The sequence below is a fragment of the Microbacterium capsulatum genome, from assembly GCF_030865425.1.
In the GTDB taxonomy this organism is placed as follows: domain Bacteria; phylum Actinomycetota; class Actinomycetes; order Actinomycetales; family Microbacteriaceae; genus Microbacterium; species Microbacterium capsulatum.
In genome coordinates this window covers 60,381-85,096 of the sequence record NZ_JAVFCB010000004.1, presented here as the reverse complement: position 1 = coordinate 85,096, position 24,716 = coordinate 60,381, and the positions used below count along the sequence as shown (strand labels likewise).

Annotated in this window: 19 protein-coding genes; 11 read left to right on the top strand and 8 right to left on the bottom strand. The window is 70.4% G+C overall.

The window, feature by feature from the left end:
- Positions 1-25: 25 nt before the first annotated feature.
- From nrdE to nrdH, 3 genes are read right to left on the bottom strand one after another with little or no spacing between them, the layout of a single operon-like run.
- Entirely contained in the window at positions 26-2,188 is a 2,163-nt protein-coding gene (gene nrdE / locus RBR11_RS08025) for a class 1b ribonucleoside-diphosphate reductase subunit alpha (RefSeq protein WP_308488809.1), read from the bottom strand.
- Entirely contained in the window at positions 2,167-2,607 is a 441-nt protein-coding gene (gene nrdI / locus RBR11_RS08020) for a class Ib ribonucleoside-diphosphate reductase assembly flavoprotein NrdI (protein WP_308488808.1), read from the bottom strand. Before nrdI ends, nrdE begins: the two co-directional genes overlap by 22 nt.
- Positions 2,608-2,628: 21 nt before the next feature.
- The gene (nrdH, locus tag RBR11_RS08015; protein WP_045251249.1) at positions 2,629-2,862 is read right to left on the bottom strand and encodes a glutaredoxin-like protein NrdH; all 234 of its coding nucleotides are present in this window, start codon (positions 2,860-2,862) and stop codon (positions 2,629-2,631) included.
- Positions 2,863-3,313: 451 nt separating this feature from the next.
- On the opposite strand from nrdH, the gene RBR11_RS08010 reads away from it, so the two are divergent.
- From RBR11_RS08010 to RBR11_RS08000, 3 genes are all read left to right on the top strand, one after another.
- Positions 3,314-4,474, top strand: coding sequence for an MFS transporter (locus RBR11_RS08010; protein WP_373889786.1), 1,161 nt, complete (start codon positions 3,314-3,316; stop codon positions 4,472-4,474).
- A gap of 32 nt (positions 4,475-4,506) precedes the next feature.
- On the top strand, positions 4,507-5,667 hold the full coding sequence (locus tag RBR11_RS08005) for an acyl-CoA dehydrogenase family protein (RefSeq protein WP_308488806.1): 1,161 nt from the start codon (positions 4,507-4,509) through the stop codon (positions 5,665-5,667).
- Positions 5,668-5,755: 88 nt separating this feature from the next.
- Positions 5,756-7,123, top strand: coding sequence for an aspartate aminotransferase family protein (locus tag RBR11_RS08000; RefSeq protein WP_308488805.1), 1,368 nt, complete (start codon positions 5,756-5,758; stop codon positions 7,121-7,123).
- A 164-nt stretch (positions 7,124-7,287) separates the two neighbouring features.
- Here the strand turns inward: RBR11_RS08000 and RBR11_RS07995 are convergent, their stop codons facing one another.
- On the bottom strand, positions 7,288-7,560 hold the full coding sequence (locus RBR11_RS07995) for a metal-sensitive transcriptional regulator (RefSeq protein ID WP_308488804.1): 273 nt from the start codon (positions 7,558-7,560) through the stop codon (positions 7,288-7,290).
- A gap of 192 nt (positions 7,561-7,752) precedes the next feature.
- Between RBR11_RS07995 and RBR11_RS07990 the strand changes: the two genes are divergently transcribed.
- Complete coding sequence (locus RBR11_RS07990; protein WP_308488803.1) at positions 7,753-9,027, top strand: DUF445 domain-containing protein; 1,275 nt, start codon at positions 7,753-7,755, stop codon at positions 9,025-9,027.
- A 215-nt stretch (positions 9,028-9,242) separates the two neighbouring features.
- A complete protein-coding gene (locus tag RBR11_RS07985) occupies positions 9,243-10,145 on the top strand; it encodes an agmatinase family protein (RefSeq protein ID WP_308488802.1) in 903 nt (300 codons plus the stop codon).
- A gap of 86 nt (positions 10,146-10,231) precedes the next feature.
- On the opposite strand, the gene RBR11_RS07980 is transcribed toward RBR11_RS07985, so the two are convergent.
- On the bottom strand, positions 10,232-11,224 hold the full coding sequence (locus RBR11_RS07980; protein ID WP_308488801.1) for a LacI family DNA-binding transcriptional regulator: 993 nt from the start codon (positions 11,222-11,224) through the stop codon (positions 10,232-10,234).
- A gap of 160 nt (positions 11,225-11,384) precedes the next feature.
- Here RBR11_RS07980 and RBR11_RS07975 point away from each other — a divergent pair, with 160 nt between their 5' ends.
- The 4 genes from RBR11_RS07975 (at position 11,385) to RBR11_RS07960 (ending at position 16,659) form a co-directional block, all read left to right on the top strand.
- Positions 11,385-12,644, top strand: a complete 1,260-nt coding sequence (locus RBR11_RS07975) for a sugar ABC transporter substrate-binding protein (protein WP_308488800.1) — start codon at positions 11,385-11,387, stop codon at positions 12,642-12,644.
- Between the two features lie 2 nt (positions 12,645-12,646).
- A complete protein-coding gene (locus RBR11_RS07970; protein WP_308488799.1) occupies positions 12,647-13,798 on the top strand; it encodes a carbohydrate ABC transporter permease in 1,152 nt (383 codons plus the stop codon).
- Positions 13,795-14,667 carry a carbohydrate ABC transporter permease gene (locus RBR11_RS07965; RefSeq protein WP_308488798.1) on the top strand — a complete coding sequence of 291 codons (873 nt, stop codon included), beginning with the start codon at positions 13,795-13,797 and terminating at the stop codon, positions 14,665-14,667. The genes RBR11_RS07970 and RBR11_RS07965 overlap by 4 nt, the downstream gene beginning before the upstream one ends.
- Positions 14,668-14,790: 123 nt before the next feature.
- Entirely contained in the window at positions 14,791-16,659 is a 1,869-nt protein-coding gene (locus RBR11_RS07960) for a glycogen debranching N-terminal domain-containing protein (RefSeq protein WP_308488797.1), read from the top strand.
- 172 nt (positions 16,660-16,831) lie between these two features.
- Here the strand turns inward: RBR11_RS07960 and hutI are convergent, their stop codons facing one another.
- From hutI to hutH, 3 genes are all read right to left on the bottom strand, one after another.
- The gene (hutI, locus tag RBR11_RS07955; RefSeq protein WP_308488796.1) at positions 16,832-18,013 is read right to left on the bottom strand and encodes an imidazolonepropionase; all 1,182 of its coding nucleotides are present in this window, start codon (positions 18,011-18,013) and stop codon (positions 16,832-16,834) included.
- 221 nt (positions 18,014-18,234) lie between these two features.
- Positions 18,235-19,926 carry a urocanate hydratase gene (gene hutU / locus RBR11_RS07950; RefSeq protein ID WP_308488795.1) on the bottom strand — a complete coding sequence of 564 codons (1,692 nt, stop codon included), beginning with the start codon at positions 19,924-19,926 and terminating at the stop codon, positions 18,235-18,237.
- Complete coding sequence (hutH, locus tag RBR11_RS07945) at positions 19,919-21,460, bottom strand: histidine ammonia-lyase (RefSeq protein WP_308488794.1); 1,542 nt, start codon at positions 21,458-21,460, stop codon at positions 19,919-19,921. Before hutH ends, hutU begins: the two co-directional genes overlap by 8 nt.
- Before the next feature lie 264 nt (positions 21,461-21,724).
- Between hutH and RBR11_RS07940 the strand changes: the two genes are divergently transcribed.
- Both RBR11_RS07940 and RBR11_RS07935 read left to right on the top strand, forming a co-directional pair.
- Positions 21,725-23,062 (top strand): purine-cytosine permease family protein, encoded by a 1,338-nt coding sequence (locus RBR11_RS07940; protein ID WP_308488793.1) that lies wholly within the window; start codon positions 21,725-21,727, stop codon positions 23,060-23,062.
- A 106-nt stretch (positions 23,063-23,168) separates the two neighbouring features.
- On the top strand, positions 23,169-24,716 hold the full coding sequence (locus RBR11_RS07935; RefSeq protein WP_308488792.1) for a hydantoinase/oxoprolinase N-terminal domain-containing protein: 1,548 nt from the start codon (positions 23,169-23,171) through the stop codon (positions 24,714-24,716).

The following is a 24,716-nucleotide window of genomic DNA, read 5'->3' as shown; positions in this document are numbered from 1 at the left end:
TCAGAATTCCCGGATCAGCGGACGATCAGAGCGTGCAGGAGACGCACTCGGTCATGTCGGTGCCCTCCAGCGCCATCTGCCGCAGGCGGATGTAGTAGATCGTCTTGATGCCCTTGCGCCAGGCGTAGATCTGCGCCTTGTTGATGTCGCGGGTGGTGGCGGTGTCCTTGAAGAACAGCGTCAGCGACAGGCCCTGGTCCACGTGCTGGGTGGCCGCGGCGTACGTGTCGATGACCTTCTCGTAGCCGATCTCGTAGGCGTCCTCGTAGTACTCCAGGTTGTCGTTCGTCATGAACGCCGCCGGGTAGTAGACGCGGCCGAGCTTGCCCTCCTTGCGGATCTCGATCTTCGCGGCGATCGGGTGGATCGAGCTCGTCGAGTTGTTGATGTAGGAGATGGATCCGGTCGGCGGCACCGCCTGCAGGTTCTGGTTGTAGATGCCGTGCTGCTGCACGGACGCCTTCAGCTCGCGCCAGTCGTCCTGCGTCGGGATGTGGTGGCCCGAGAACATGTCCTTGACCTTGTCGGTCGCGGGCACCCACTCCTCGTCGATGTACTTGTCGAAGAACGTGCCGGACGCGTACGTCGAGTCGGCGAATCCGTCGAACGTCTCACCGCGCTCGATGGCGATCCGGTTGGAAGCCCGAAGCGCGTGGAAGAGCACCGTGTAGAAGTAGATGTTCGTGAAGTCGACGCCCTCCTCGGAGCCGTAGAACACGTGCTCGCGGGCGAGGTAGCCGTGCAGGTTCATCTGCCCCAGGCCGATCGCATGCGAGCGGTCGTTGCCGTCCTCGATCGAGCGCACGGAGCCGATGTGGCTCTGGTCGCTCACCGCGGTGAGGGCGCGGATGCTGGTCTCCACGGTCTGCGCGAGGTCGCCTCCGTCCATCGTCAGGGCGATGTTGAGCGAGCCGAGGTTGCACGAGATGTCCTTGCCGATCTGGGCGTAGGACAGGTCCTCGTTGAACGTCGTCGGGGTGTTGACCTGCAGGATCTCGCTGCACAGGTTGGACATGTTGATCCGGCCCTTGATCGGGTTGGCCTTGTTCACCGTGTCCTCGAACATGATGTACGGGTAGCCCGACTCGAACTGGATCTCGGCGAGGGTCTGGAAGAACTCGCGCGCGTTGATCTTGGTCTTCTTGATCCGCGGGTCGTCGACCATCTCGCGGTACTTCTCGGTGACCGAGACGTCGCCGAAAGGCACGCCGTAGACGCGCTCGACGTCGTACGGCGAGAAGAGGTACATGTCCTCGTCGTTCTTCGCGAGCTCGAACGTGATGTCCGGCACGACGACGCCGAGGGACAGCGTCTTGATGCGGATCTTCTCGTCGGCGTTCTCGCGCTTGGTGTCGAGGAACCGCATGATGTCGGGGTGGTGCGCGTTCAGGTACACCGCGCCCGCGCCCTGGCGCGCGCCGAGCTGGTTGGCGTAGCTGAAGCTGTCCTCCAGGAGCTTCATCACGGGGATGATGCCGGAGGACTGGTTCTCGATCTGCTTGATCGGGGCGCCCGACTCGCGGATGTTGCTCAGCAGCAGGGCCACGCCGCCGCCGCGCTTGGACAGCTGCAGGGCGGAGTTGATGCCGCGGGCGATCGACTCCATGTTGTCCTCGATGCGCAGCAGGAAGCAGCTGACGAGCTCGCCGCGCTGCGCCTTGCCGGCGTTGAGGAAGGTCGGGGTCGCCGGCTGGAAGCGGCCGGAGATGATCTCCTCGACGAGCGCGATCGCGAGCTTCTCGTCGCCGTCGGCGAGCGCGAGGGCGGTCATCACGACGCGGTCCTCGAAGCGCTCGAGGTAACGCTTGCCGTCGAAGGTCTTCAGCGTGTAGCTCGTGTAGTACTTGAACGCACCGAGGAACGTCTCGAAGCGGAACTTCTTCGAGTAGGCCAGGTCGTTGAGCTTCTGGATGAACTCGAACGGGTACTTCGCCAGGACCGCGCCCTCGTAGTACTCCTTCTCGACGAGGTAGTCGAGGCGCTCCTTGAGCGAGTGGAAGAACACCGTGTTCTGGTTCACGTGCTGCAGGAAGTACTCCCGCGCCGCGCGCTTGTCGGCGTCGAACTGGATCTGCCCGTTCGCGTCGTACAGGTTCAGCATCGCGTTCAGGGCGTGATAGTCCATGCCCTCGTACGCCGCGTTGACCTTGAAGGCCGCTTCTTCCTTCACTGCTGCTGCTTCCACCATCGTTCCAATCCGCCGGTCACCCGAGCGACGTCGTCCTGTGTGCCGAAGAGTTCGAGCCGGTACAAGTGCGGCACGTGGCACTTGCGGCTGATGATGTCTCCGGCGGCGCAGAACGACTCGCCGAAGTTGGTGTTGCCTGCGGCGATCACGCCGCGGATGTATCGCCGGTTGCGCTCGTCGTTGAGGAACCGGATGACCTGCTTGGGTACTGCGCCCTTCTCCTCGCCGCGCCCCTGCCCGCCGCCGTAGGTCGGCGTGATCAGCACGAAGGGCTCATCGACGACGAGCGGCTCCTCGGTGCTGTGCAACGGGATCCGCCGCGCCGGAAGGCTCAGCTTCTCGACGAATCGGGCGGTGTTGCCCGAGATGCTCGAGAAGTAGACCAGCAGCGGCGCGGCGGTCGCGATGGCGGCGTTCATGCGGGCGCCCCCTCAGGACGGTTATGCGAGACGGGCGGCGAGCTCGTCGATCTTGTCCGGGCGGAATCCGGACCAGTGGTCCTCGTCGGTGACGACGACCGGCGCCTGCAGGTATCCGAGCGATTTCACGTGCTCGAGCGCCGCAGCGTCTTCGGAGACGTCGTGCACTTCGTACTCGATGCCCTTCGCGTCGAGCGCGCGGTAGGTCGCGTTGCACTGCACGCAGGAGGGCTTGGTGTAGACCGTGATGGACATGTATTACGCCTCTTCTTTCCCCTCAGAACCCGGCTGTCGGGCAGGAGGCCCCGCCGGGACTTCAATACTACATATAGGGACAGACATTCGGGTCGACCACAAGGGGTAGTAGTTACATCCTTGTAGTTTTCCACCGCTCTCCACCGGTTCACCACAGGTTCTCCACGGTCTTGTCCACACCCGGCGAGAGGCTCGCCGGCCTCCCGAACCGCGATTTCCCGCGGGTCGGGAACGACCTCGGAGGATCCGTCCACAGAAGCGACGCTAGGAGGGGCCTCCGACATTCCCCAGGCTGTGGAATCCGCCCTCCGGCGTGTCGTCGGCGTGTCGCACCGGAGGCGTCCCGGACGCGCCTCCGAGGCCCCCGCATCCGGAGCATCCCGACCGGTAACGTGGGTCCGTGGCCGGATCGGGATACAGGGAGCTGCTGCGCACGCACGGGGTGGGGCGGATCATCGCCGCTCAGCTGACCGCGCGCTTCCCGAACGGCATGTCGAGCCTCGCGATCCTGCTGCACATCGAGCACGCGACCGGCTCGTACGGCGCCGCGGGCCTCGTGCTCGCCGCCTCCTCGGTGGGCCAGGCCGTCGCCGGCCCGATCACGAGCCGCTGGATGGGCCGCTGGGGCATGCGCCGCGTGCTCACGCTGACGCTCTCGGTCTGCGTGCTCGCGTTCCTCGGCCTCGCCCTCCTGCGGCTGCCCCTCCCCGGGTACATGGCGCTCGGGCTCGTCGCCGGACTCTCCACGCCGCCGATCCAGTCCGCAGTGCGCACCATCTACCCCAAGCTCGTGAACGCCGCGCATCTGACGCCGCTGTTCTCCCTCGACGCGTCACTGCAGGAGATCATCTGGATCGTCGCGCCCGTGCTCATCACGATCGTGTCCACGCAGCTGGGCACGGTGACGGGACTGCTCCTGGTCGCGGGAGTGCTCGTCGCGGGCGGCGCGTGGTTCATCCTCTCCCCCGAGGTCGGACGCGTGCGGATCCCCCGCAGCCGTCGCGGCTTCGGGGCCGTCGTGCTCAAGCCGCCGGTGCTGCTGGCCACCGTGATCGGCTTCCTCCTCATCGGCAGCTGCGCCGCGGTCGAGGTCGGCGTGGTGCGGACCTTCAACGAGGGAGGACTTTCGGCCGGCCTCGTGCTGGCGGTGTTCTCGGTGGGCAGCCTCGTCGGCGGCCTCGCCTCGGGCACGGTGCCGATCGGACCGTGGGCGATGGCGCGACGGCTCGTGATCGTCACGGTCGGCCTTGCACTGACGATGGTCTCGCTCAACGTGTTCTGGCTCGGCGGTACGCTCATCGCCGCCGGCGTCGGGATCGCACCCGCGCTCGCCGTGCTCTTCGCGATCACCTCCGCGAGCGTGAAGTTCTCCGAGACCGCGGAGGCGTTCGGCTGGGTCGGCACCGGCCAGCTCATCGGCGCGGCCGCGGGATCCGCGATCGCCGGCTTCCTCATCGACGGCACGGGCTCCCCCGTCGGCGCCTACCTCACCGCGACCCTGTTCGCCGCCGCAGCCCTCGTCGTCTCGGTCGCGTTCGTGCGCGCGTTCCCCGACCTCCGCGGCCGCGACGCCGCCCCGATCCCGGACACCGAGGCGGTCACGCTGCCCTGACCGCCCGGCCGCCGCCGAACTAAGCTCTCCCCATGGCGTTCGATCCCTCCGCTTTCCTGCCCGACGACCTGCTGGAGAGGATCCGCGAGCGCGCGCCGATCCACGACCTCGAGAACACGTTCCCGCAGCAGGATCTGGACGAGCTCCGCGACGCCGGGTACCTGTCGATCCTCGTTCCCGCCGAGCGGGGCGGTGCGGGGCTCGGGCTCGAGCAGGCCGCGCTCCTGCAGCAGCGGCTCGCCGAGGCGGCGCCCGCGACGGCGCTCGCGATCAACATGCACCTCGTCTGGACCGGGGTCGCGAAGGTGTTCTCGGATCGCGGCGTGCCGGGGCTCGGGTTCGTGCAGGACGGCGCGGTGCGCGGCGAGGTGTTCGCGTTCGGGATCAGCGAGGGCGGGAACGATCTCGTCCTCTTCGGCAGCGACACCGACGCCGCGCCGACCGGCGACGGCGGCTACTCCTTCACCGGCACCAAGATCTTCACCTCCCTCGCCCCGGTGTGGACGATGCTCGGGCTGCACGGCCTCGACACGACGAGCGAGGACGCGCCGAAGCTCGTGTTCGCGTTCGTCGAGCGCACCGACGCCGTCACGACCTCCGACGACTGGGACACCCTCGGCATGCGCGGCACGCAGAGCCGCACCACCCGGCTGAACGGCGCGACCGCCGAGGACGCGCACATCGTCCGCCGGATCGATCCCGGCCCCAACCCGGATCCGATCGTCTTCGGCATCTTCAGCGTGTTCGAGATCCTGCTCGCCTCCGTCTACACCGGCATCGCCCGCCGGGCGCTCGACCTCGCCGTGGAGACCGCGAAGAGCCGGCGATCCAAGCGCACCGGCGCGAGCTACAGCCAGGATCCGGACATCCGCTGGCGGGTCGCGTCGATGGGCCTCGCCTACGACGCCCTGCCGCCGCAGATCGCCGCCCTCGCGCGCGACGTCGACACGCTCGCCGACCACGGCCCGCGCTGGTTCACCCTGCTGTCGGGCCTGAAGCACCGCTCCGTGACGATGGCCAAGCAGGTCGCCGACGAGGCGATGCTCGTCGCGGGCGGCGGCTCCTACTTCTCCCGCAACGAGCTGTCCCGGATCTACCGCGATGTGCTGGCCGGCGCGTTCCACCCCTCGGATCCGGAGTCGGCGCACTCGACCGCCGCGACCGCCTGGCTGGGCCCGCTCGACGACGCCTGATCGTCAAAGCCTCGGAATCCGAAGGCATTCCGGATATTCACATACGATTTCAGTTGTCATCTTCGGACTCGAGTGTCAGAATCAGCACATGAGCGCCGATCTCCAGCAGAAAGCACACGATCACCTCTGGATGCACTTCACCCGCCAGTCCACGATGGACCGCGGCGGCGTGCCGATCATCGTCCGGGGTGAGGGCCACCACATCTGGGACGACACCGGAAAGCAGTACATCGACGGGCTCGCCGGCCTGTTCGTCGTCAACGCCGGCCACGGCCGGCGGCGTCTCGCCGAGGCCGCAGCGAAGCAGGCCGAGCAGCTCGCCTTCTTCCCGCTGTGGTCCTACGCGCACCCGGCGGCGATCGAGCTCGCCGACCGCCTGGCCGGCTACGCACCCGGCGACCTGAACCGGGTCTTCTTCACGAGCGGCGGCGGGGAGGCGGTGGAGACAGCGTTCAAGCTCGCCAAGCACTACTGGAAGCTGCGCGGCAAGCCCACCAAGCACAAGGTCATCTCGCGCTCGATCGCCTACCACGGCACGACGCAGGGCGCGCTCGCGATCACCGGCATCCCCGCGATGAAGGCGATGTTCGAGCCGGTCACCCCGGGCGGCTTCCGGGTGCCGAACACGAACATCTACCGCGCCGCCGAGATGGGCGCGCCGACGGACCCCGAGGCCTTCGGCGTCTGGGCGGCCGACCGGATCGAGGAGATGATCCAGTTCGAGGGCCCCGACACCGTCGCCGCGGTCTTCCTCGAGCCGGTGCAGAACTCGGGCGGCTGCTTCCCGCCGCCCCCCGGCTACTTCCAGCGCGTGCGGGAGATCTGCGACCGCTACGACGTGCTGCTCGTCTCCGACGAGGTGATCTGCGCCTTCGGCCGGATCGGGCACATGTTCGCGTGCGACGCCTACGGCTACGTGCCCGACATCATCACGTGCGCGAAGGGCATCACGAGCGGCTACTCGCCGCTCGGCGCCGCGATCGTGAGCGAGAGGATCTACGAGCCCTTCTCGCACGGCGACCTGTCCTTCCCGCACGGCTACACGTTCGGCGGCCATCCGGTCTCGGCCGCGGTCGCGCTGGAGAACCTCGACATCTTCGAGGAGGAGAAGCTCAACGAGCGGGTCAGGGAGAACTCCCCTCTGTTCCGCGCCGAGCTGGAGACCCTGCTCGACCTGCCGCTGGTCGGCGACGTCCGCGGCGACGGCTACTTCTTCGGGATCGAACTCGTCAAGGACAAGGCGACGCGCGAGACGTTCGACGACGACGAGTCGGAGCGCCTGCTGCGCGGCTTCCTCTCCGGGGCGCTGTACGAGGCCGGGCTGTACTGCCGCGCCGACGACCGCGGCGACCCCGTGATCCAGCTCGCCCCGCCGCTCACGATCGGTCCCGCGGAGTTCCGCGAGATCACCGGGATCCTGCGCGGGGTGCTGAAGGAGGCCGAGTCGGTGCTGTAGCCCGCCGGCCCACGTGGCCTGGTCGCGGGTCTCCGCCCCCCTCTGCGCATCTTCGCCCCCTCGTACGGGCGTCGCCCAGAGGGGGCGAAGACGGCGCGAGGGGGCGAAGACGCGGTTCGACGCGGCGGGTCAGCGCATCGAGTTCCGCGGATCCCGACCCTGGTCTACTTGGCCTGGAAGTCGAACGCCTTCAGCAGTTCGTCGATTGCCTGCTCGCGCTGGTCGCCGCCCTCGTCGAACATGTGCGCGACATGGGTGCGCAGGTGGTTCTCCAGGAGCAGCTTGTTCAGCGACTCGAGGGAGCGCTGGATCGCTCGGGACTGCGTGATGATGTCCATGCAGTACTCCTCGTTCTCGATCATCTTCGCGACGCCGCGGAGCTGCCCCTCCAGGATGCTGGTGCGGTGCAGGGCGCGCTTCTTGATGTCTTCGATCACGAGGACGAGGCTACCGCGCCCGGCACGGGGCGGCCTGCCTGATCGTGTCCTCGACCCAGCCGTACTGACCGTGTCCCACTTTCTGCAGCCTTCCGCCCCTCCGGACAGCAGAAATCGGGACACGATGGTGCCGGAAGTGGGACACGGTCGGCGGCGGGGCGGGGCCGACCGGGCCGGTGGCAGGATGGGCGCATGCACTCCGCACCGACCGCGCTGCTGTCCCTCGCGGATCGGGAGCGCCTGCGTGCGCTGCGGCGGATGAAGGCCGTCGCCCTGACCGCGCTCGGAGTGATGACCCTGGCGTTCATCGTCGCGTTCTGGTTGCAGGGCCGCTACCCGGGCCTCGCCTATCTGCGCGCCGCGGCGGAGGGCGGCATGGTCGGCGCCCTCGCGGACTGGTTCGCGGTGACGGCGCTGTTCCGCCGCCCGCTGGGCCTGCCGATCCCGCACACCGCGATCATCCCGAACCGCAAGAACGAGATCGGCCGCACCCTCGGCGAGTTCGTGGAGACCAACTTCCTGTCCGACGAGGTCGTGCGCACCAAGCTCGGCGAGACCGCGATCGCCCGGCGGCTGGGCGCCTGGCTGGTGATGCCCGAGCACGCGGAGCGGGTCGCCGCGGAAGGCTCCACGATCGCCGCGGCGGTGCTGCGGGCGCTGAGCGACGACGACGTGCGCGACCTCATCGCGGACCTCGCCCGCGAGCACCTCGTCGAACCCGAGTGGGGCACACCCGCGGGGGCGTGGCTCGAGCGGATCGTCGCCGCCGACGCGCACCGCGACGCCGTGGACCTCGCGGTCGACAGCATCGCCACCTGGCTGAACGGCAACGCGGCCGCCTTCCACGGCCTGCTCTCGCGACGGCTGCCGTCATGGATGCCCCGGCTGGCGCATCGCTTCGTCGACGAGGCCGCCTACAACGAGGCGGTGCGGTTCGTGCGGGCGGTGCAGACGGATCCCCGCCATCCGGCCCGGCGCGCCCTGGACGGCTATCTCGCCCGGCTCGCCCGCAATCTGCAGCACGATCCGGCCACCCGGGCCCGCCTGGAGCACGCGAAGGCCGCCGTGTTCGACAGCCCGCGCGTCGGCGCCCTGGCGGCCGAGGCGTGGAACACCGCCAAGGCCGGCCTGCTCGCGGCGCTCGCGGACTCCGACAGCGGGCTGCGGCACCGGGCGACGGCCGCGGTCGCCGACATCGGCCACCGCCTCGCCACCGAGGACGGCCTGCAGCACCGCGTCGACACCTGGGCGACCGACGCCGCCGTGTTCCTCGTCGACCGCTACCGGCACGACATCGCGTCGATTATCACCGACACCGTCGAGCGCTGGGATCCGGCCGAGACCACGGAGAAGATCGAGCTCATGGTCGGGCGGGACCTGCAGTACATCCGCCTGAACGGCACGGTCGTCGGCGCCCTCGCCGGGCTCGCGATCTTCGCCGTCGCGAACGCCGTGATCCCGGGCTGACCGGCCGACGGGTCGGCGCCCCGGCCGCCCTCCGTCGCCCCGCCCTCTCCCCGGCCGGCCTGCGACGATCTGCACGATGCGACACGGATCGCCGGGCCCGATGTCTCGACGACCAGACACCATGAGGGGCGCAGCTCCTGAGCGCGTCGCGGCCCGTGACACGCTGGAAGACGGATGCCGGTCGCGCTTCCGACAACGTCCGAGAAGGGACCCCCATGGCACTGTCGCACGATCCCGTCTGGCCCCGAGGCGGCGATTGGCCGGCCTTCGAGACGGGCGCCGACGCAGTGCTGCTCGGCGTGCCGACGTGGCGGACGTCCCTCTCCCCGACCGGTGCGCACGCGACGCCGGCCGCGATCCGCGACGCGCTGCGCCGCTACAGCCCGACCCTGATGGGGACGCCGGCGGTCGACCTCAACGAGGTGCTGCGGATCGCCGACGCCGGCGACGTGCACGAGCCCGACGGCGATGAAGGCGTGGCGCGGGCGATCGCCCGGGTCGCCGAGGTCTCCGCCGGATCCCGCCTCGTGATCGCGCTCGGCGGCGACAACTCCCTCACCTACCCGGTCGCGCTCGGATCCGGGGCGAACGGCCTCATCACGATCGACGCGCACTTCGACCTGCGCGACGGCGTCTCGAACGGATCCCCCGTGCGCCGACTCGTCGAGGACGCTCCCGACGGCACCGCGATAGACCCGCGTCGCATCGTGCAGATCGGGATCGCCGACTTCGCGAACTCCGCGGCCTACGCCCAGCGCGCGGCCGACTGGGGCATCCGCGTGATCACCCTCGACGAGGTGCGCCGTCGCGGCATCGCCGACGTCGTCGCGGAGGCGCTCGAGATCGCCGGCGCCGGCGACGCCTCCCGCGTGCACCTCGACATCGACGTGGACGCCTGCGACCGCGCAGCGACCCCGGGCTGCCCCGCGTCGATCCCCGGCGGCTTCGCGGCGTGGGAGCTGCGCGCGCTCGTCCGCGGGATCGCCGCGGACGCCCGCGTGGTCAGCGCCGACATCGCCGAGGTCGACGCCACCGCCGACGACGAGGACGCGCGCACGGTGCGGCTCGCAGCACTGTGCGTGCTCGAGCTGCTGGCCGCGCTGGCCGGCCGGGGCTGAGCCGCCGCCGATCCGGGGCGAGTCCGGCGCTCGTCCCGCTCGACCTTCGACCGGGGCTCACCCGTCACCCGGGATCGCGCCGGCGTTCAGCGCACCACGAGGCGCGGCTCGATCAGGATGTGCGCGGCGCCGGCGACGACGTCGCGCGGGGTCACCACCTCCCCGGTCGGGCCCATGAGCAGCTCGAGCGTTCCCGCCGCGACATCCTCGGGCCGCTGCTCGACGCTGGAGAAGCCGAGCGCCTCGGCGGTCGGGGTGTTGTCGAAGCCGATCACGGGCACGCGCCGGGATCCGGACTGCGCGAGCAGCGCCCCGATCGCGAGGGAGTCGCTCGCGCAGACGACCGCGTCGACCTCTTCCGTCGCGGCGGCGACGACCGCGCGGGCCATCGCGACATCCTCCTCGGCCGCCCACCGCGGACCGGAGGCCCCCGCCGCCGCCATCGCCCGGAGCCAGCCGCGCTCACGATCGTCGCCGGTGCCGGATCCGCTCGGCCAGCCGAGGAACGCGACGCGCGGGCCGAAGGTGAGGGCGTGTCGTGTCGCCGCGGCGGTCCCGGCTGCGCCATCCACATCGACCCAGAGGTGCGCGGGCGCCGCGAGGTCGTCCTCGCCCCACGGCCGACCGAAGGCGACGAACGGCAGCCGCGCCTCGTTCAGCCAGTGCGTGCGCGGATCGCCGTGGAAGGTGCCAGTGATGATGGCGGCGTCGATCTCGGATCCCTCCCAGAGCTCGGCGAGCCGGGCGATCTCGTCGTCCGCGGTGCGCGCGGCGTAGACGAGCATCCGCATGCCGCGATCGCTGGCCCGTTCGGTGAGCGCGTGCACGAAGCGGTCCAGCACGACGCCGGAGACCCCGCCGACGTAGGGGTCGAGGTGGATGCCGATCGTGGAGCTGCGGCGGGTGCGCAGCTGCCGGGCGGCCGCGTGCCGCCGGTAGCCGAGGTCGCGGATCGCCTGCTGCACGCGCTCACGCGTGTCCGGCCTCACGATGTCGGGGGCGTTCAGCACGTTGGAGACCGTCTGCCGGGACACCCCGGCACGCAGCGCGACGTCCTCGACGGTCGGCGGTCTGCCCATGCGCTCCCCCTTCTGCGTCCCACGGCGCGCACTTGCGCCCCGCCTGTCACCTTGACACTCCCGATGCTGCCGCCTAGCGTAGTCGACACACCATTTGATCGTTCAAATCATTGATCGATCCGTCTTGCGCATCAGAGACGCTCATCAAGGGAGAAGAGACATGACACGGCACAGCACGCGCGTCGCGATCGGAGCAGGAGCGCTGGTCCTCGCCGGCAGCATCGTCCTCACCGGATGCGGGTCCGGGTTCTCCGGCGGCAGCCCGTCGGCGTCCTCGGGCGACCTCACCTCATCCGACAAGCCGCTGAACATCCTCATCGGCTCCTCCGGCGACGCCGAGACCAAGGCCGTGAACAGCGCGGTCGCGTCGTGGTCGAAGGGATCCGGCACCAAGGCCACGGTCACCGCGGCCAGCGACCTGAACCAGCAGCTCTCACAGGGCTTCGCATCCGGCTCCCCCGCCGACGTGTTCTACCTGTCCACCGACGCTCTCGCCGGCTACGCCTCCAACGGCTCGCTGCTCGCCTACGGAGACCAGCTCAAGAACAAGGACGACTTCTACCCGAGCCTGCTGAAGTCGTTCACCTACGACGGCAAGCTCTACTGCGCACCCAAGGACTTCTCCACGCTGCAGCTCGTGATCAACACCGACATGTGGGCGAAGGCCGGCCTCACCGACGCCGACATCCCGAAGACCTGGGACCAGCTCGCCGCGGTCTCGAAGAAGCTCACCGCGGACGGCCACGTCGGCCTGTCGATGAGCGGCGAGTACGCCCGCGTCGGCGCCTTCATGGTCGCGGCCGGCGGCGGCCTGATGAACGCCGACTCGAGCAAGGCCACGGCGGACGCCGCGGGCAACGTCACGGCGCTGGACTACGTCAAGGGGCTGCTGGGCGGCGGCTCGATGAAGTTCGCCGCCGACCTCGGATCCGGCTGGGGCGGCGAGGCGTTCGGCACCCAGAAGGCCGCGATGGTCGTGGAGGGCAACTGGATCACCGGCGCCATGTCGAACGACTACCCGACGGTGAAGTACAAGGCCGTCGAGCTGCCGGCCGGCCCGGACGGCAAGAAGGGCACCCTGCAGTTCACGAACTGCTGGGGCATCTCCGCCGACAGCAAGAACCAGAAGGCCGCTCTCGACCTCGTCGAGCACCTGACCAGCGCCGACAGCCAGCTCGCCTTCTCGAAGGCGTTCGGCCCGATGCCGTCGATCAAGTCGGCCGCGGACGCCTGGAAGAAGGACAACGCCGCGCTCGTCCCGTTCCTGAACGGTGCCGACTACGCGCAGGGCGTGCCGACGCTGAAGGGCTCGGCCGACGTCGTCAAGGACTTCAACGGCAAGCTGGGCACGCTGGCCACGGGCGACCCGAAGACGATCCTCGACGCCACGCAGAAGAACCTGGAAGCCCTCCTGAAGTAATCATGGCCTCCTCCACCGAGCGGTCTCGCCGTCGCCCGACCCACCAGGGTGTGCGGCGCGGCGAGACCGCATCGGGGTGGCTCTTCACCGCCCCGATGCTCCTCCTGCTGGGACTGTTCCTGCTCGTCCCCGTGCTCATGGCGCTGTGGGTCAGCGTCAGCGACTGGGGCGGCCGCGGGTCGCCCTTCTCCGGCGGCGTCTCCTTCGTCGGCCTGAAGAACTACGCCGCTCTGCTCCTCGGCGGAGGGCTGGACGAGGCCGACTTCGGCATGAGCCTGAAGAACAACGCCTGGTACGTGATCCTCGTCGTGCCGTGCCAGACTGCGCTGAGCCTCCTGCTCGCCGTGCTCGTGAACCGGCAGATCCTGAAGGGCCGCGGCTTCTTCCGCACCGCCTTCTACTTCCCCTCCGTGACCAGCTCGGTGGCGATCACCGTGCTGTTCCTCTTCCTCTTCTCGACCACGGGCGCCATCAACGCCGCCCTCGGCTGGCTCGGGATCAACGGCCCCAACTGGCTCAACGACCCCTCCGGGATCCTGCACTTCGGCGCCGCCTCGGGCCCCGCCGCGCTCACGCAGAACAGCTTCCTCGGCGTCTCGTTCTGGGACTGGATCGGCGGCCCCAGCGTCGCCATGTGCGTCTACATCATCATGGCGATCTTCACCACGAGCGGCACGTTCATGCTGCTCTTCCTCGCCGCCCTGCAGAACATCTCGGGTGAGGTGCAGGAGGCCGCGATGGTGGACGGCGCGAACGGCTGGCAGCGGTTCTGGCGCGTCACGCTTCCGCAGTTGCGCCCCACCCTCTTCACGGTGCTCACGCTCGGACTCATCGGCTGCTGGCAGATCTTCGACCAGATCTACACCGGCACGCGCGGCCAGCCGGCCAAGACCACGATCACCCCGGCGTTCCAGTCGTACCAGGCGTCGTTCCTGAACCAGGAGTGGGGTCAGGGTGCGGCGATCGCGTTCATCCTGTTCGTCATCATCATCGCGTTCACGCTCATCCAGCGCTGGGTGCTGCGCGAGCGCAAGGTCTCCCACCGCCGCAACCGGCCGTACGTCCTCGCCGCCGAGCGCGCCGCCGCCCGGGCCGCAGCGGCCGCCCGCGCCGACGCCGGCACGACGACCGCGACCGAGGGAGGCCCGCGATGAGCGCCACCACGTCCTTCACCCCGCGGCGTCGACACTGGACGACCGCGCGGATCGCCTCCACGTCGATCCTGTACGCGCTGCTCGTCGCGCTCGCGATCGTCTACATCTATCCGTTCCTGATCCAGGTCTCGACGAGCCTCAAGACGGATCCGGATGCCGCGGCGAACCCGCTGACCCTGGTGCCGCAGACTCTCACGACCGAGGCCTACACGCAGCTGTTCCTGCGCAGCGACTTCCCCACCTGGTTCAGGAACTCGGTGACCGTGACGATCGTGGTGACGCTCGGCCGGGTGTTCTTCAACTCGCTGGCCGGCTACGCGCTCGCACGGCTCCGCTTCCGCGGACGGTCCGTCGTGTTCGCCGGCCTCGTGGCCGTCATGAGCGTGCCGACCGTGGTGCTGCTCATCCCGAAGTTCCTGGTGATCAACACACTCGGCATGTACGACTCGTACGCCGGCATGATCCTGCCGCTGCTCGTCGACGCCGCAGGCGTGTTCATCATGAAGAACTTCTTCGAGTCGATCCCTGTCTCCGTCGAGGAGCAGGCCCGGATCGACGGCGCGGGCACCTTCCGGGTGTTCTGGTCGATCGTGCTGCCGATGGCCCGCCCGGCGCTCATCACGATCGTGATCCTGTCGTTCCAGGGCTCCTGGAACGAGCTCGCGCACTTCATCGTGTCGACGCAGTCGCCCGAACTGACCACCCTCACCAAGGGCGTCGCGCAGCTCGCGAACGGCCAGCTCAGCCAGGGCCGTCAGTACCCGCTGAAGCTCGCCGCGGCGATCATCATGACGATCCCCGTCGCGGTGATGTTCTTCGTCTTCCAGAAGCGCATCATGAACTCGAGCGACGGGGCGGTGAAGGAGTGACCCTGTGGCGCGCGCACGGCCTCGCCCGCCCCAACCTGTCGTGATCCCGCCCCTGTCCGCCGCGCCGATCGCACCCCGGATCCCGCATCCCCGCACCCTGCACCCCACGAAGGAGCTCTCTGCATGACCGCCTCCCCGCCGCCCCTCCAGCCGCTGCTCGACGACGCCGTGATCGCCCTGCAGGCGCCGACCCAGGTGTGGTCGGACGAGACCGGGGACCTGGGGTCCGCGCCCATCCACGGCGTCTACCACGGCGACGTACGGCACGTCCGCGTGCTCGCGGTCACGGTCGAGGGCACCGAGGTCGAGTCGATCGCGTGCTCCTCCCCCGGTCCGCAGCAGGTGGTGTTCGCCGGCGTCCTGCGTGGGATCGACGACGACCAGCCCGACCCCAAGGTGCGGCTCGATCGCACGCGCACCGTGCGTGCGGGCGGGGTCGCGGAGCGGATCCGGATCACCTCCCACCGCGAGGTGCCGGTGCCCGTCGCGGTGACGGCGCGCATCGTCCCCGACTTCGCGCCGCTGCAGCAGGTCAAAGCGGGCCTCGCCCACGACGGCGCCTGGGACTGGGACGGCACGCGCGTCACATCGGGGACCGCCTCGTTCGGGCTGACCGCCCCGGGCGCGGAGATCACCGTCTCCGATGCCGGGCTCGCGGTGCGCTGGTCGGCCGTGCTCGCGCCGCGGTCGACGGCGGAGTTCGCTCTCGACCTCGCGCTCGCCGACGACGCCCTGGTGGTGACGGCGCCCGCATCGGCCCCGCACCCGGCCGTGCCCGACACGACGGATCCGCGCCTGCGCCGCTGGCTGGACCGCGCGGCGGGCGACCTGGCGGCGCTGCGCCTCGCCGTGCCCGCCCATCCGGAGGATGCCTTCTACGCCGCCGGGGCGCCGTGGTTCTTCACGCTCTTCGGCCGCGACTCGATCTGGGCGGCGCGTCTCGCACTGACGCTCGACCCGGCGATCGCCGCCTCGACGCTGCGGGTGCTCGGGCGGCTGCAGGGGACGAAGAAGGACCCCGCCACCGCCGAGGCCCCGGGGAAGATCCCGCACGAGCTGCGCAGCGGTGCGCTCTCACTGCCGAACGAGGGGGTCCGCCTGCCGCCGCTCTACTACGGCACCGTGGATGCGACGCCGCTCTGGGTGTGCCTGCTCGCCGACGCGCGCGACGCCGGCATGCCGGAGGCCGAGGTGCGCGCCCTGCTGCCGAACCTGCGCGCCGCGCTCGGCTGGATGATCGACCACGGCGACGCCAGCGGATCCGGCTTCATCGACTACGTGGACCAGACCGGGCACGGCCTCGCCAATCAGGGCTGGAAGGACTCCGGCGACTCGATCCAGTGGCGCGACGGCCGGCTCGCCGAGGGCCCGATCGCGCTCAGCGAGGTGCAGGCCTACGCCTACGAGGCGGCCGTGCGCGGAGCGGACCTGCTCGACGCGCTCGGCGAGGCGGGCAGCGAGGATCTGCGCACCTGGGCCGCGAACCTGCGGGACCGCTTCCGCGCGGCGTACTGGGTGGTCACGCCCGAGGGGCGCTATCCGGCGATCGCGCTCGACGCGCACGGCGCCGCGGTCGACTCCCTGACCAGCAACATCGGCCACCTCATCGGCACCGGGCTGCTCGATCCGGAGGAGGAGCGCGCGTGCACGGCCCTGCTCCGGGGCGACACGATGTCGAGCGGCTTCGGAATCCGCACCATGTCCTCGGGGGCCGCGGGCTTCTGGCCGCTCAGCTACCACGGCGGCAGCGTCTGGGCGCACGACACCGCGGTGGCGGTGCACGGCATGCTCCGCGCCGGTCTGCGCGAGGATGCGGCCGCGGTCGCCCGGCAGCTCGTCGATGCGGCGGAGGGCTTCGACTACCGGATGCCCGAGCTGCACGCCGGCGACGCCCGTGTGCAGGGCGTGCGGCCCGTGCCGTACCCGGCGTCGTGCCGCCCGCAGGCCTGGTCCGCCGCGGCCGCGGTGGTGTGCGCGGAGGCGCTCGGCTGAGGGTGTCCCGCTGAACGCCGGCCGTGTCCCGCTTCCGGCGGGCCGTGTCCCGCTTCCGGCGGGCCGTGTCCCAGTTCCTGCGGGCCGTGTCCCACTTCCTGCTGCGGATCCGGCCGAACTACAGCCGAAAGTGGGACACGATCGTCAGGCCATCAGCGAGGGATCGAGCGGGTCAGACCGCCCGGACGCCGTCCTTCCAGACGGCGTCGACGAGCGGAACGCCCGGGCGGTAGGCCAGGTGCACGCGGCTCGTGCTCTTCAGCAGCACGACGTCGGCGCGCATGCCGGGCGCGATCGCGCCGATGTCGGTGCGGCGCAGGGCCGCCGCTCCCCCGGCGGTGGCGGCGTGGATCGCCTCGGCGACCGTCATCCTCATGTCGCGCACGGCGACGGCGATGCAGAACGGCATGGACGAGGTGAAGCTGGATCCCGGGTTCGTGTCGCAGGCGATCGCGACGGTCACGCCGGCGTCGATGAGGCGGCGGGCGTCCGGGTAGGGCTGGCGGGTGGAGAACTCGACGCCCGGCAGGAGGGTGAGTACCGTGTCGGACGCGGCGAGCGCGTCGACGTCGGCGTCGGTCAGGTAGGTGCCGTGGTCGATCGACGCGGCGCCGAGCTCGACGGCCAGCTGCACGCCCTCGCCCGGGCCGAGCTGGCTGGCGTGCACGCGCGGCTGCAGGCCGCGGGCGATGCCGGCCTCGAGCACGCGGCGGGACTGCGGCACGGTGAACGCGCCGGTCTCGCAGAAGACGTCGATCCACTTGGCGTGCGGGGCACAGGCGTCGAGCATCGCGCCGGTCACGAGGTCGACGTACTCGTCGCCGCGGTCGGCGTACTCGGCGGGCACGACGTGCGCGCCGAGGAAGGTGACCTCGGGGGTGACCTCGGCCGCGAGGCGCACGAGGCGCTCCTCGGTGGCGAGGTCGAGGCCGTAGCCGCTCTTGATCTCGACCGTGGTGGTGCCCTGCGCGAGCATCTCGTCGAGGAAGCCGCGCAGGCGCGCGCGCAGCTCGTCGTCACTCGCGCCGCGGGTCGCGGCGACCGTGGAGCGGATCCCGCCGGCCGCGTACTTCTGGCCCTGCATGCGCGCCTCGAACTCCGCGGCCCGGTCGCCGCCGAAGACGAGATGGCTGTGGCTGTCCACGAAACCGGGGATCACGGCGCGGCCGGCGGCGTCGACCACCTCGTCCGCGTCGGGAGCGTCGTCGGCAGGGCCGACCCACGCGATCCGGTCGTCCTCGATGAGGACTGCGGCGTCGTGCAGCGTGCCGCAGGGGTCCGCCCCTTCGACACGCTCAGGGTCCGCCGGAGTGTTCGTCGTCAGCTCGCCGATGTTCGTGATCAGGATCCGCATGCGTCCTCCGCGTCGATGATGTCCCACATTGTGTACGACGGTGTCCCACTTTCTGCTGCAATTCCGGTCTCGGAACAGCAGAAAGTGGGACACGGTCTTCAGGACCGGTGGTCGGTCCTCAAGAGAGATCCGGCTTGCGCCAGGGTCGCGCCCCGCCCTCCGTGCCCCCATCCCCCGACGGGGAGCAGAGGGCGGGACGCCGTCTGTGTCGGAGCCGGAGCTCAGAGCCCCATCGGGACCTTGAGCCCGCGCTCCCGCGCGATGTCCTTCGCGTGGTCGTAGCCCGCGTCGACGTGCCGCATGACGCCGGTGCCCGGGTCGTTGGTCAGCACGCGCTCGAGCTTCTCCGCGGCCAGCGCCGAACCGTCCGCGACGGTCACCTGACCGGCGTGGATGGAACGGCCGATGCCGACGCCGCCGCCGTGGTGCAGCGACACCCAGGAGGCGCCCGACGCGGTGTTCAGCAGCGCGTTCAGGAGCGGCCAGTCGGCGATCGCGTCCGAGCCGTCCTTCATGGCCTCGGTCTCGCGGTACGGCGAGGCGACCGAGCCGGAGTCGAGGTGGTCGCGGCCGATCACGATCGGCGCGGAGAGCTCGCCCGAGGCGACCATCTCGTTGAACTTCAGGCCCGCCAGGTGGCGCTCCTTGTAGCCCAGCCAGCAGATGCGGGCGGGCAGACCCTCGAAGTGGACCTTCTCGCCGGCCTTCTCCAGCCAGCGGTGCAGGGCCGCGTCCTCGGGGAAGAGCTCGGCGATGGCGCGGTCGGTCTTGTAGATGTCCTCCGGGTCACCCGAGAGGGCGGCCCAGCGGAACGGGCCGCGGCCCTCTTCGAACTGCGGGCGGATGTACGCCGGCACGAAGCCGGGGAACTCGAACGCGCGGTCGAAGCCACCGAGAACGGCCTCGGCGCGGATCGAGTTGCCGTAGTCGAACACGGCGGCGCCGGCGTCCTGGAACGCGACCATGGCACGCACGTGCGCGGCCATGGACTCGCGGGAGCGACGGGTGAACTCCTCCGGGTCGCGCTCGGCCTCGGCCTTCCAGTCCTCGACCGAGATGCCGATGGGCAGGTACGCGAGCGGGTCGTGCGCGCTGGTCTGGTCGGTCACGATGTCGATCGGGACGCCGCGGCGGAACAGCTCGGGGAAGACCTCGGCGGCGTTGCCGACGATGCCGACGGAGAGGGCCTCGCCCGCCTCCTTGGCGGCGACGGCGCGGGCGATCGCCTCGTCGAGGTCGGTGTAGTAGACGTCGAGGTAGCCGTGGTCGACGCGGCGCGCGAGACGCGACTCGTCCACGTCGACGATGAGGCACGCGCCGTCGTTCAGGGTGACGGCGAGCGGCTGCGCACCGCCCATGCCGCCGGCCCCGCCGGTGAGCGAGAGGGTGCCCTTGAGGGACTCCTTGCCGAGCGAGCGGGCCACGGCCGCGAACGTCTCGTAGGTGCCCTGCAGGATGCCCTGGGATCCGATGTAGATCCAGGATCCGGCCGTCATCTGGCCGTACATCATCAGGCCCTCGGCCTCGAGCTTGCGGAACTCGGGCCAGGTGGCCCAGTCGCCGACGAGGTTCGAGTTGGCGATCAGCACGCGCGGCGCCCACTCGTGGGTGCGGAACACGCCGACCGGCTTGCCGGACTGCACGAGCAGGGTTTCGTCGGGCTCGAGCTCGTCGAGGGTGCGCACGATCGCGTCGTACGCCTCCCAGCTGCGCGCGGCGCGGCCGGTGCCGCCGTAGACCACGAGGTCCTCGGGGTGCTCGGCGACCTCGGGGTCGAGGTTGTTCATCAGCATGCGCTTGGCGGCCTCGGCGCCCCAGCTCTTCGCGGTGCGCTCGTTGCCGCGGATGGCGCGGATGTGGCGGGTCGGGTCCGACAGGGTCGGACCCGCGGTCGTCGTGGTGGTGTCAGTCATTCGCGTGCTCCTTCGCAATAGCGGCGATCTGGCCGGACTGCACGAGGGCGGTCACGGCCTCCATGTCGGGAGAGAGGAAACGGTCGGGGCCGGGGCCGCCGGCCACGGTGCGGACCAGGTCGCGGACGGCGCCGGTGGCGGGGCCGGCCTCGAGCGGGGCGCGCAGGTCGAGGGCGCGGGCGCCGGTGAGGATCTCGATCGCGAGGACGCGGCCGAGGCCGTCGATCGCGCGGCGGAGCTTGCGGGCGGCGGACCAGCCCATCGAGACGTGGTCCTCCTGCATGGCCGAGGACGGGATCGAGTCGACCGAGGCCGGCACCGCGAGGCGCTTGAGCTCGGAGACGATGCCGGCGGCGGCGTACTGCGCGATCATCAGACCGGAGTCCACGCCGACCTCGTCCGCGAGGAACGGGGGAAGGCCGTGGTTGCGGGCCGGGTCGAGGGCGCGGTCGGTGCGGCGCTCGGCGACCGAGGCCACGTCGGCGACGGAGATCGCGAGGAAGTCCAGCACCGCGGCGACGGGAGCGCCGTGGAAGTTGCCGTTGGACTCGATGCGGCCGTCGCTGGTGACGACGGGGTTGTCGACCACGCTCGCGAGCTCGCGCTCGGCGATCGTGGTGGCGTAGGCGGCGGTGTCGCGGGCGGCGCCGTGCACCTGCGGCGAGCAGCGCAGCGAGTAGGCGTCCTGCACGCGGCCGTCCTCCGGGCCCTTGTGGCTGGCGACCATCGGGGAGGATCCGAGGAAGGCGCGCAGGTGCGCGGCGGAGACGGCCTGGCCGATCTGCGGACGCAGCGCCATCAGGTCGGCGGCGAAGACCGCGTCCGTGCCGAGCTGCGACTCGATCGACATGGCCGCCGAGATGTCGGCGGTGATGAAGAGGTTGTCCAGGTCGTGCAGCGCGAGCACGAGCATGCCGAGCATGCCGTCCGTGCCGTTGATGAGGGCGAGGCCCTCCTTCTCGAGCAGGACGAGCGGCTCGATGCCGGCCATCGCGAGCGCGTCGGCGGCGGGGACCAGGTCGCCGGCCGCGTTGCGGACGTCGCCCTCGCCCATGCTGGCGAGCGCGACATGGGCGAGCGGGGCGAGGTCGCCCGAGCAGCCCAGCGAGCCGTACTCGCGGACGATCGGGGTGATCCCGGCGTTGAGCATCGCGGCGTAGGTCTCGACGACCTGGGTGCGGACGCCGGTGTGCCCGGAGGCGAGGGTCTGCAGGCGCAGCAGCTGCAGCGCGCGGACGACCTCGGTCTCGACCTCGGCGCCCGTGCCGGCCGCGTGCGAGCGGATCAGGCTGAGCTGCAGCTGGCGGCGGCGCTCCGGGGCGATGAAGGTGGTGGCGAGGGCGCCGAAGCCGGTCGAGACGCCGTAGTGCGGCTTCGGGTCGGCGGCCATGCCGTCGATGACGCCGCGGGCGGCCGCGACGCGGTCGAGCGCGCCGGCGTCGATGACGACCGGGGCGTGGTGGCGGGCGATGGCGACGACATCCTCGGGACGCAGCGGCGTCGAACCGATGGTGACGGGGGAAGTGTGGGGCATGAGATGATTCCACACCCTCGGGCGGGCTCGGAACAGGCGGTTTCGAGGAGGCCTGTCTGTGATTCCAGACAAATGGCATACCGGGGGCAGATCGCGCGGGGACGCTTCGACACGCGCGCGACCGCGCCCGCCCGTACGCCCGTGATCATCCATGAATGTGCGTTATGTCGAAGACATCCTCAGATCAGTGCTGATCGCACATAGTGCATCTCGCACCGTCGAATTAGCGTGGGCGGAATCATCCCCTTCCCGAAGGAAAAGCCCATGGCCCACATCGCGACGCACGACGACTTCGCCCTCTCCCGTGTGACACCCCAGGCCCGCAAGCCCTGGTTCGGCATCGCCGTCCAGCGCTTCGGCCAGGTCTCCGCGCTCTCCCAGTTCCTGCTCGGCGCCACCCTCGGCTACGGCATGACATTCGGCGAGGCCGCGCTCGCGTTCCTGCTCGGATCCCTCATCCTCGAGGTGATCATGTGCATCGTCGGCTTCATCGGCCAGCGCGAGGGCCTGAACACGGCGCTGCTGGCCCGGTGGACCGGCTTCGGCGAGATCGGCGCGTCCCTCGTCGGCCTCGCGATCGGCATCAGCCTGATCGGCTGGTTCGGGATCCAGTCCGCGATCTCCGCACAGTCGCTGAACGCGCTCATGCCCGGCGTGCTGCCGCCCTGGCTGTGGAGCCTGCTGTTCGGCCTCGCGGTCACCGCGATCGTCGCCTTCGGCTTCCTCGGCATGCAGTGGCTCGCCAACATCACCGTGCCGCTGTTCCTCGTGCTCGTCGGCTGGTCGGTGATCTCGGAGCTCAGCCGCCACGACATCGGCTCGCTGATCGCCAGCGCCGCTCCCGGCCCGCACATCAGCGTGTGGGCGGGCACCGGCATCGTCGCCGGCGGCCTCATCGTCGGCGCGATCATCACCGGCGACATGACCCGCTACAACCGCTCCCGCGCAGACGTGGTGAAGCAGACCGTGGTCGGCGTCACCCTCGGCGAGTTCGTGATCGGCCTGGCCGGGGTGCTCCTGGCGCACGCCGCGAAGTCCGGCGACATCGTCGCGATCGTGACCAGCTCGGTCGGCCTCATCGGCCTCGTCATCGTCATCACCGGCACGCTGAAGATCAACGACTGGAACCTGTACTCCTCGACCCTGGGTCTGGTGAACTTCATCTCCACCACGTTCGGCAAGAACCTGCACCGCGTCAGCACCACCATCGTGCTCGGCGTCGTCGGCTCGGTGCTCGCCGCCGCCGGCATCCTCGGCCAGTTCACGCAGTTCCTCATCGTGCTGAGCGTCGCCTTCCCGCCGATCGCCGGGATCATGGTCGCCGAGTACTTCATCGTCCGTCGCTGGCGGCGCGAGCTCGACGAGAGCCGCGAGCAGGGCGTGCTCCCGGCCGTCGCCCCGCGGATCGTGCCCGCGACGATCGTGATCTGGCTGATCTCCTCCCTCGTCGGCTACTTCGTCACCTGGGGGATCCCGTCGCTGATCAGCCTCTTCCTGTCGATGATCCTGTACATCGTCGCCGGCAAGCTCGGCCTCGTCCGCGGCGTCGGCGCCGCGCCCACCCGCCAGGCGGAGATCCCCGCCGAGGCCGCGACGGCCTGACCCCGACCTCCCGCGGGGCGCGGCTCCTCCTGGCGCCCCGCGGGAATCCACCGCAGCGCGCAGACGCCGCACACCCGCTCACGAAGCATCTACGAAAGCGAGAACCATGCACATCGGCATCGACGTCGGAGGCACGAACACCGACGCCGTCCTCATGGACGGCACGACCACCCTCGCCGGGGTGAAGCACTCCACCACCCCGGACGTCACCGATGGCATCGTGCAGGCGATCGAGGATCTGCGCGCCCGCCACCCCTTCGAGGGATCCGACATCGACGCCGTGATGATCGGTACCACGCACTTCATCAACGCCCTCGTGCAGGCGAACCGCCTCGCCCCGACTGCGGCCCTGCGGCTGGGCCTGCCCGCCACCCGCGCCCTGCCCCCGCTCGTGGATTGGCCCGAGGTGCTCATCGACGCCGCGCAGGCCCGCAGCTACCTCGCCCACGGCGGCTACGAGTTCGACGGCCGTCCGATCTCCCCGATCGACCCCGACGAGCTGCGCGCGCACGCCGCCGACATGAAGCAGCACGGGATCCGCTCCGTCGCGATCTCGTCCGTGTTCAGCCCGGTCAACCACGACCTCGAGGTCCGCGCCGCGGAGATCGTCGGCGAGGTGCTCGGCGACGACGTCGCGATCTCGCTCTCGCACGAGATCGGCCGGATCGGGATCCTCGAGCGCGAGAACGCCACCATCATCAACGCGGCGCTGCGCGAGCTCGCCTCCGAGATCGTCGACGGCCTGACCGCCGCGGTCCGCGCGCACGGCATCGAGGCGCCGATCTTCCTCAGCCAGAACGACGGCACGCTCATGGACGAGGACTACGTCCGCCGCTACCCCGTGGCGACGTTCGCCTCCGGCCCGACGAACTCGATGCGCGGGGCCGCGGCCACGAGCGGCCTGCAGGACTGCGCCGTGATCGACGTGGGCGGCACCACGGCCGACATCGGCCTGCTCGTGAACGGCTTCCCGCGGGAGACGGCGAACGAGGTCAAGGTCGCCGGGATCCGCACCAACTTCCGCATGCCCGACGTGCTCTCCCTCGGCATCGGCGGCGGCAGCATCGTCGACACCGAGACCGCCGAGGTCGGCCCCGCGTCCGTCGGCTACCGGCTGACCACCGAGGCGCTCGTCTTCGGCGGATCCACCCTCACCGCCACCGACATCGCCGTCGCGGCCGGCCGCGCCGAGGTCGGCGACCCGGCCAAGGTCGCGCACCTCGACCCGGCGTTCGTCACCCGCGTGCTCGACCGGATCGCCGAGCGCGTCTCCGAGGCCGTGGACCGGATGCGCACGTCCCCCGAGCCGATCGCGGTCGTCGCGGTCGGCGGCGGATCCATCCTGCTGCCCGACGCGCTCGAGCTGTTCGGCACGGTGCACCGCCCGGAGAACTACGCCGTCGCGAACGCGATCGGCGCCTCGATCGCCCAGGTCGGCGGCGAGATCGACAAGGTCTATGCGATCGCCCCCGGCGAGCGCGACGAGACCGTCGCCGCGGTCCGCGCCGAGGCGATCGACAAGGCCATCGCCGCCGGCGCGAAGCCGTCCACGGTCTCGATCATCGACTTCGACGAGGTCCCGATCCCGTACCTCCCCGGCAACGCCACGCGCATCCGCGCGAAGGCCGTCGGCGACCTGGACATGGAGGCCTGA

Excerpts from the sequence above, each read along its gene's own strand:
- RBR11_RS07965 (WP_308488798.1), top strand. The coding sequence starts at position 13,795 with ATGAGCGCCACCACGTCCTTCACCCCGCGGCGTCGACACTGGACGACC.
- RBR11_RS07970 (WP_308488799.1), top strand. The coding sequence starts at position 12,647 with ATGGCCTCCTCCACCGAGCGGTCTCGCCGTCGCCCGACCCACCAGGGT.
- RBR11_RS07985 (WP_308488802.1), top strand. The coding sequence starts at position 9,243 with ATGGCACTGTCGCACGATCCCGTCTGGCCCCGAGGCGGCGATTGGCCG.
- hutI (WP_308488796.1), bottom strand. The coding sequence starts at position 18,013 with ATGCGGATCCTGATCACGAACATCGGCGAGCTGACGACGAACACTCCG.
- nrdE (WP_308488809.1), bottom strand. The coding sequence starts at position 2,188 with ATGGTGGAAGCAGCAGCAGTGAAGGAAGAAGCGGCCTTCAAGGTCAAC.
- RBR11_RS07990 (WP_308488803.1), top strand. The coding sequence starts at position 7,753 with ATGCACTCCGCACCGACCGCGCTGCTGTCCCTCGCGGATCGGGAGCGC.
- RBR11_RS07935 (WP_308488792.1), top strand. The coding sequence starts at position 23,169 with ATGCACATCGGCATCGACGTCGGAGGCACGAACACCGACGCCGTCCTC.
- RBR11_RS07975 (WP_308488800.1), top strand. The coding sequence starts at position 11,385 with ATGACACGGCACAGCACGCGCGTCGCGATCGGAGCAGGAGCGCTGGTC.
- nrdH (WP_045251249.1), bottom strand. The coding sequence starts at position 2,862 with ATGTCCATCACGGTCTACACCAAGCCCTCCTGCGTGCAGTGCAACGCG.
- RBR11_RS07980 (WP_308488801.1), bottom strand. The coding sequence starts at position 11,224 with ATGGGCAGACCGCCGACCGTCGAGGACGTCGCGCTGCGTGCCGGGGTG.
- hutU (WP_308488795.1), bottom strand. The coding sequence starts at position 19,926 with ATGACTGACACCACCACGACGACCGCGGGTCCGACCCTGTCGGACCCG.
- RBR11_RS08005 (WP_308488806.1), top strand. The coding sequence starts at position 4,507 with ATGGCGTTCGATCCCTCCGCTTTCCTGCCCGACGACCTGCTGGAGAGG.
- hutH (WP_308488794.1), bottom strand. The coding sequence starts at position 21,460 with ATGCCCCACACTTCCCCCGTCACCATCGGTTCGACGCCGCTGCGTCCC.
- RBR11_RS07940 (WP_308488793.1), top strand. The coding sequence starts at position 21,725 with ATGGCCCACATCGCGACGCACGACGACTTCGCCCTCTCCCGTGTGACA.
- RBR11_RS08000 (WP_308488805.1), top strand. The coding sequence starts at position 5,756 with ATGAGCGCCGATCTCCAGCAGAAAGCACACGATCACCTCTGGATGCAC.
- nrdI (WP_308488808.1), bottom strand. The coding sequence starts at position 2,607 with ATGAACGCCGCCATCGCGACCGCCGCGCCGCTGCTGGTCTACTTCTCG.
- RBR11_RS07960 (WP_308488797.1), top strand. The coding sequence starts at position 14,791 with ATGACCGCCTCCCCGCCGCCCCTCCAGCCGCTGCTCGACGACGCCGTG.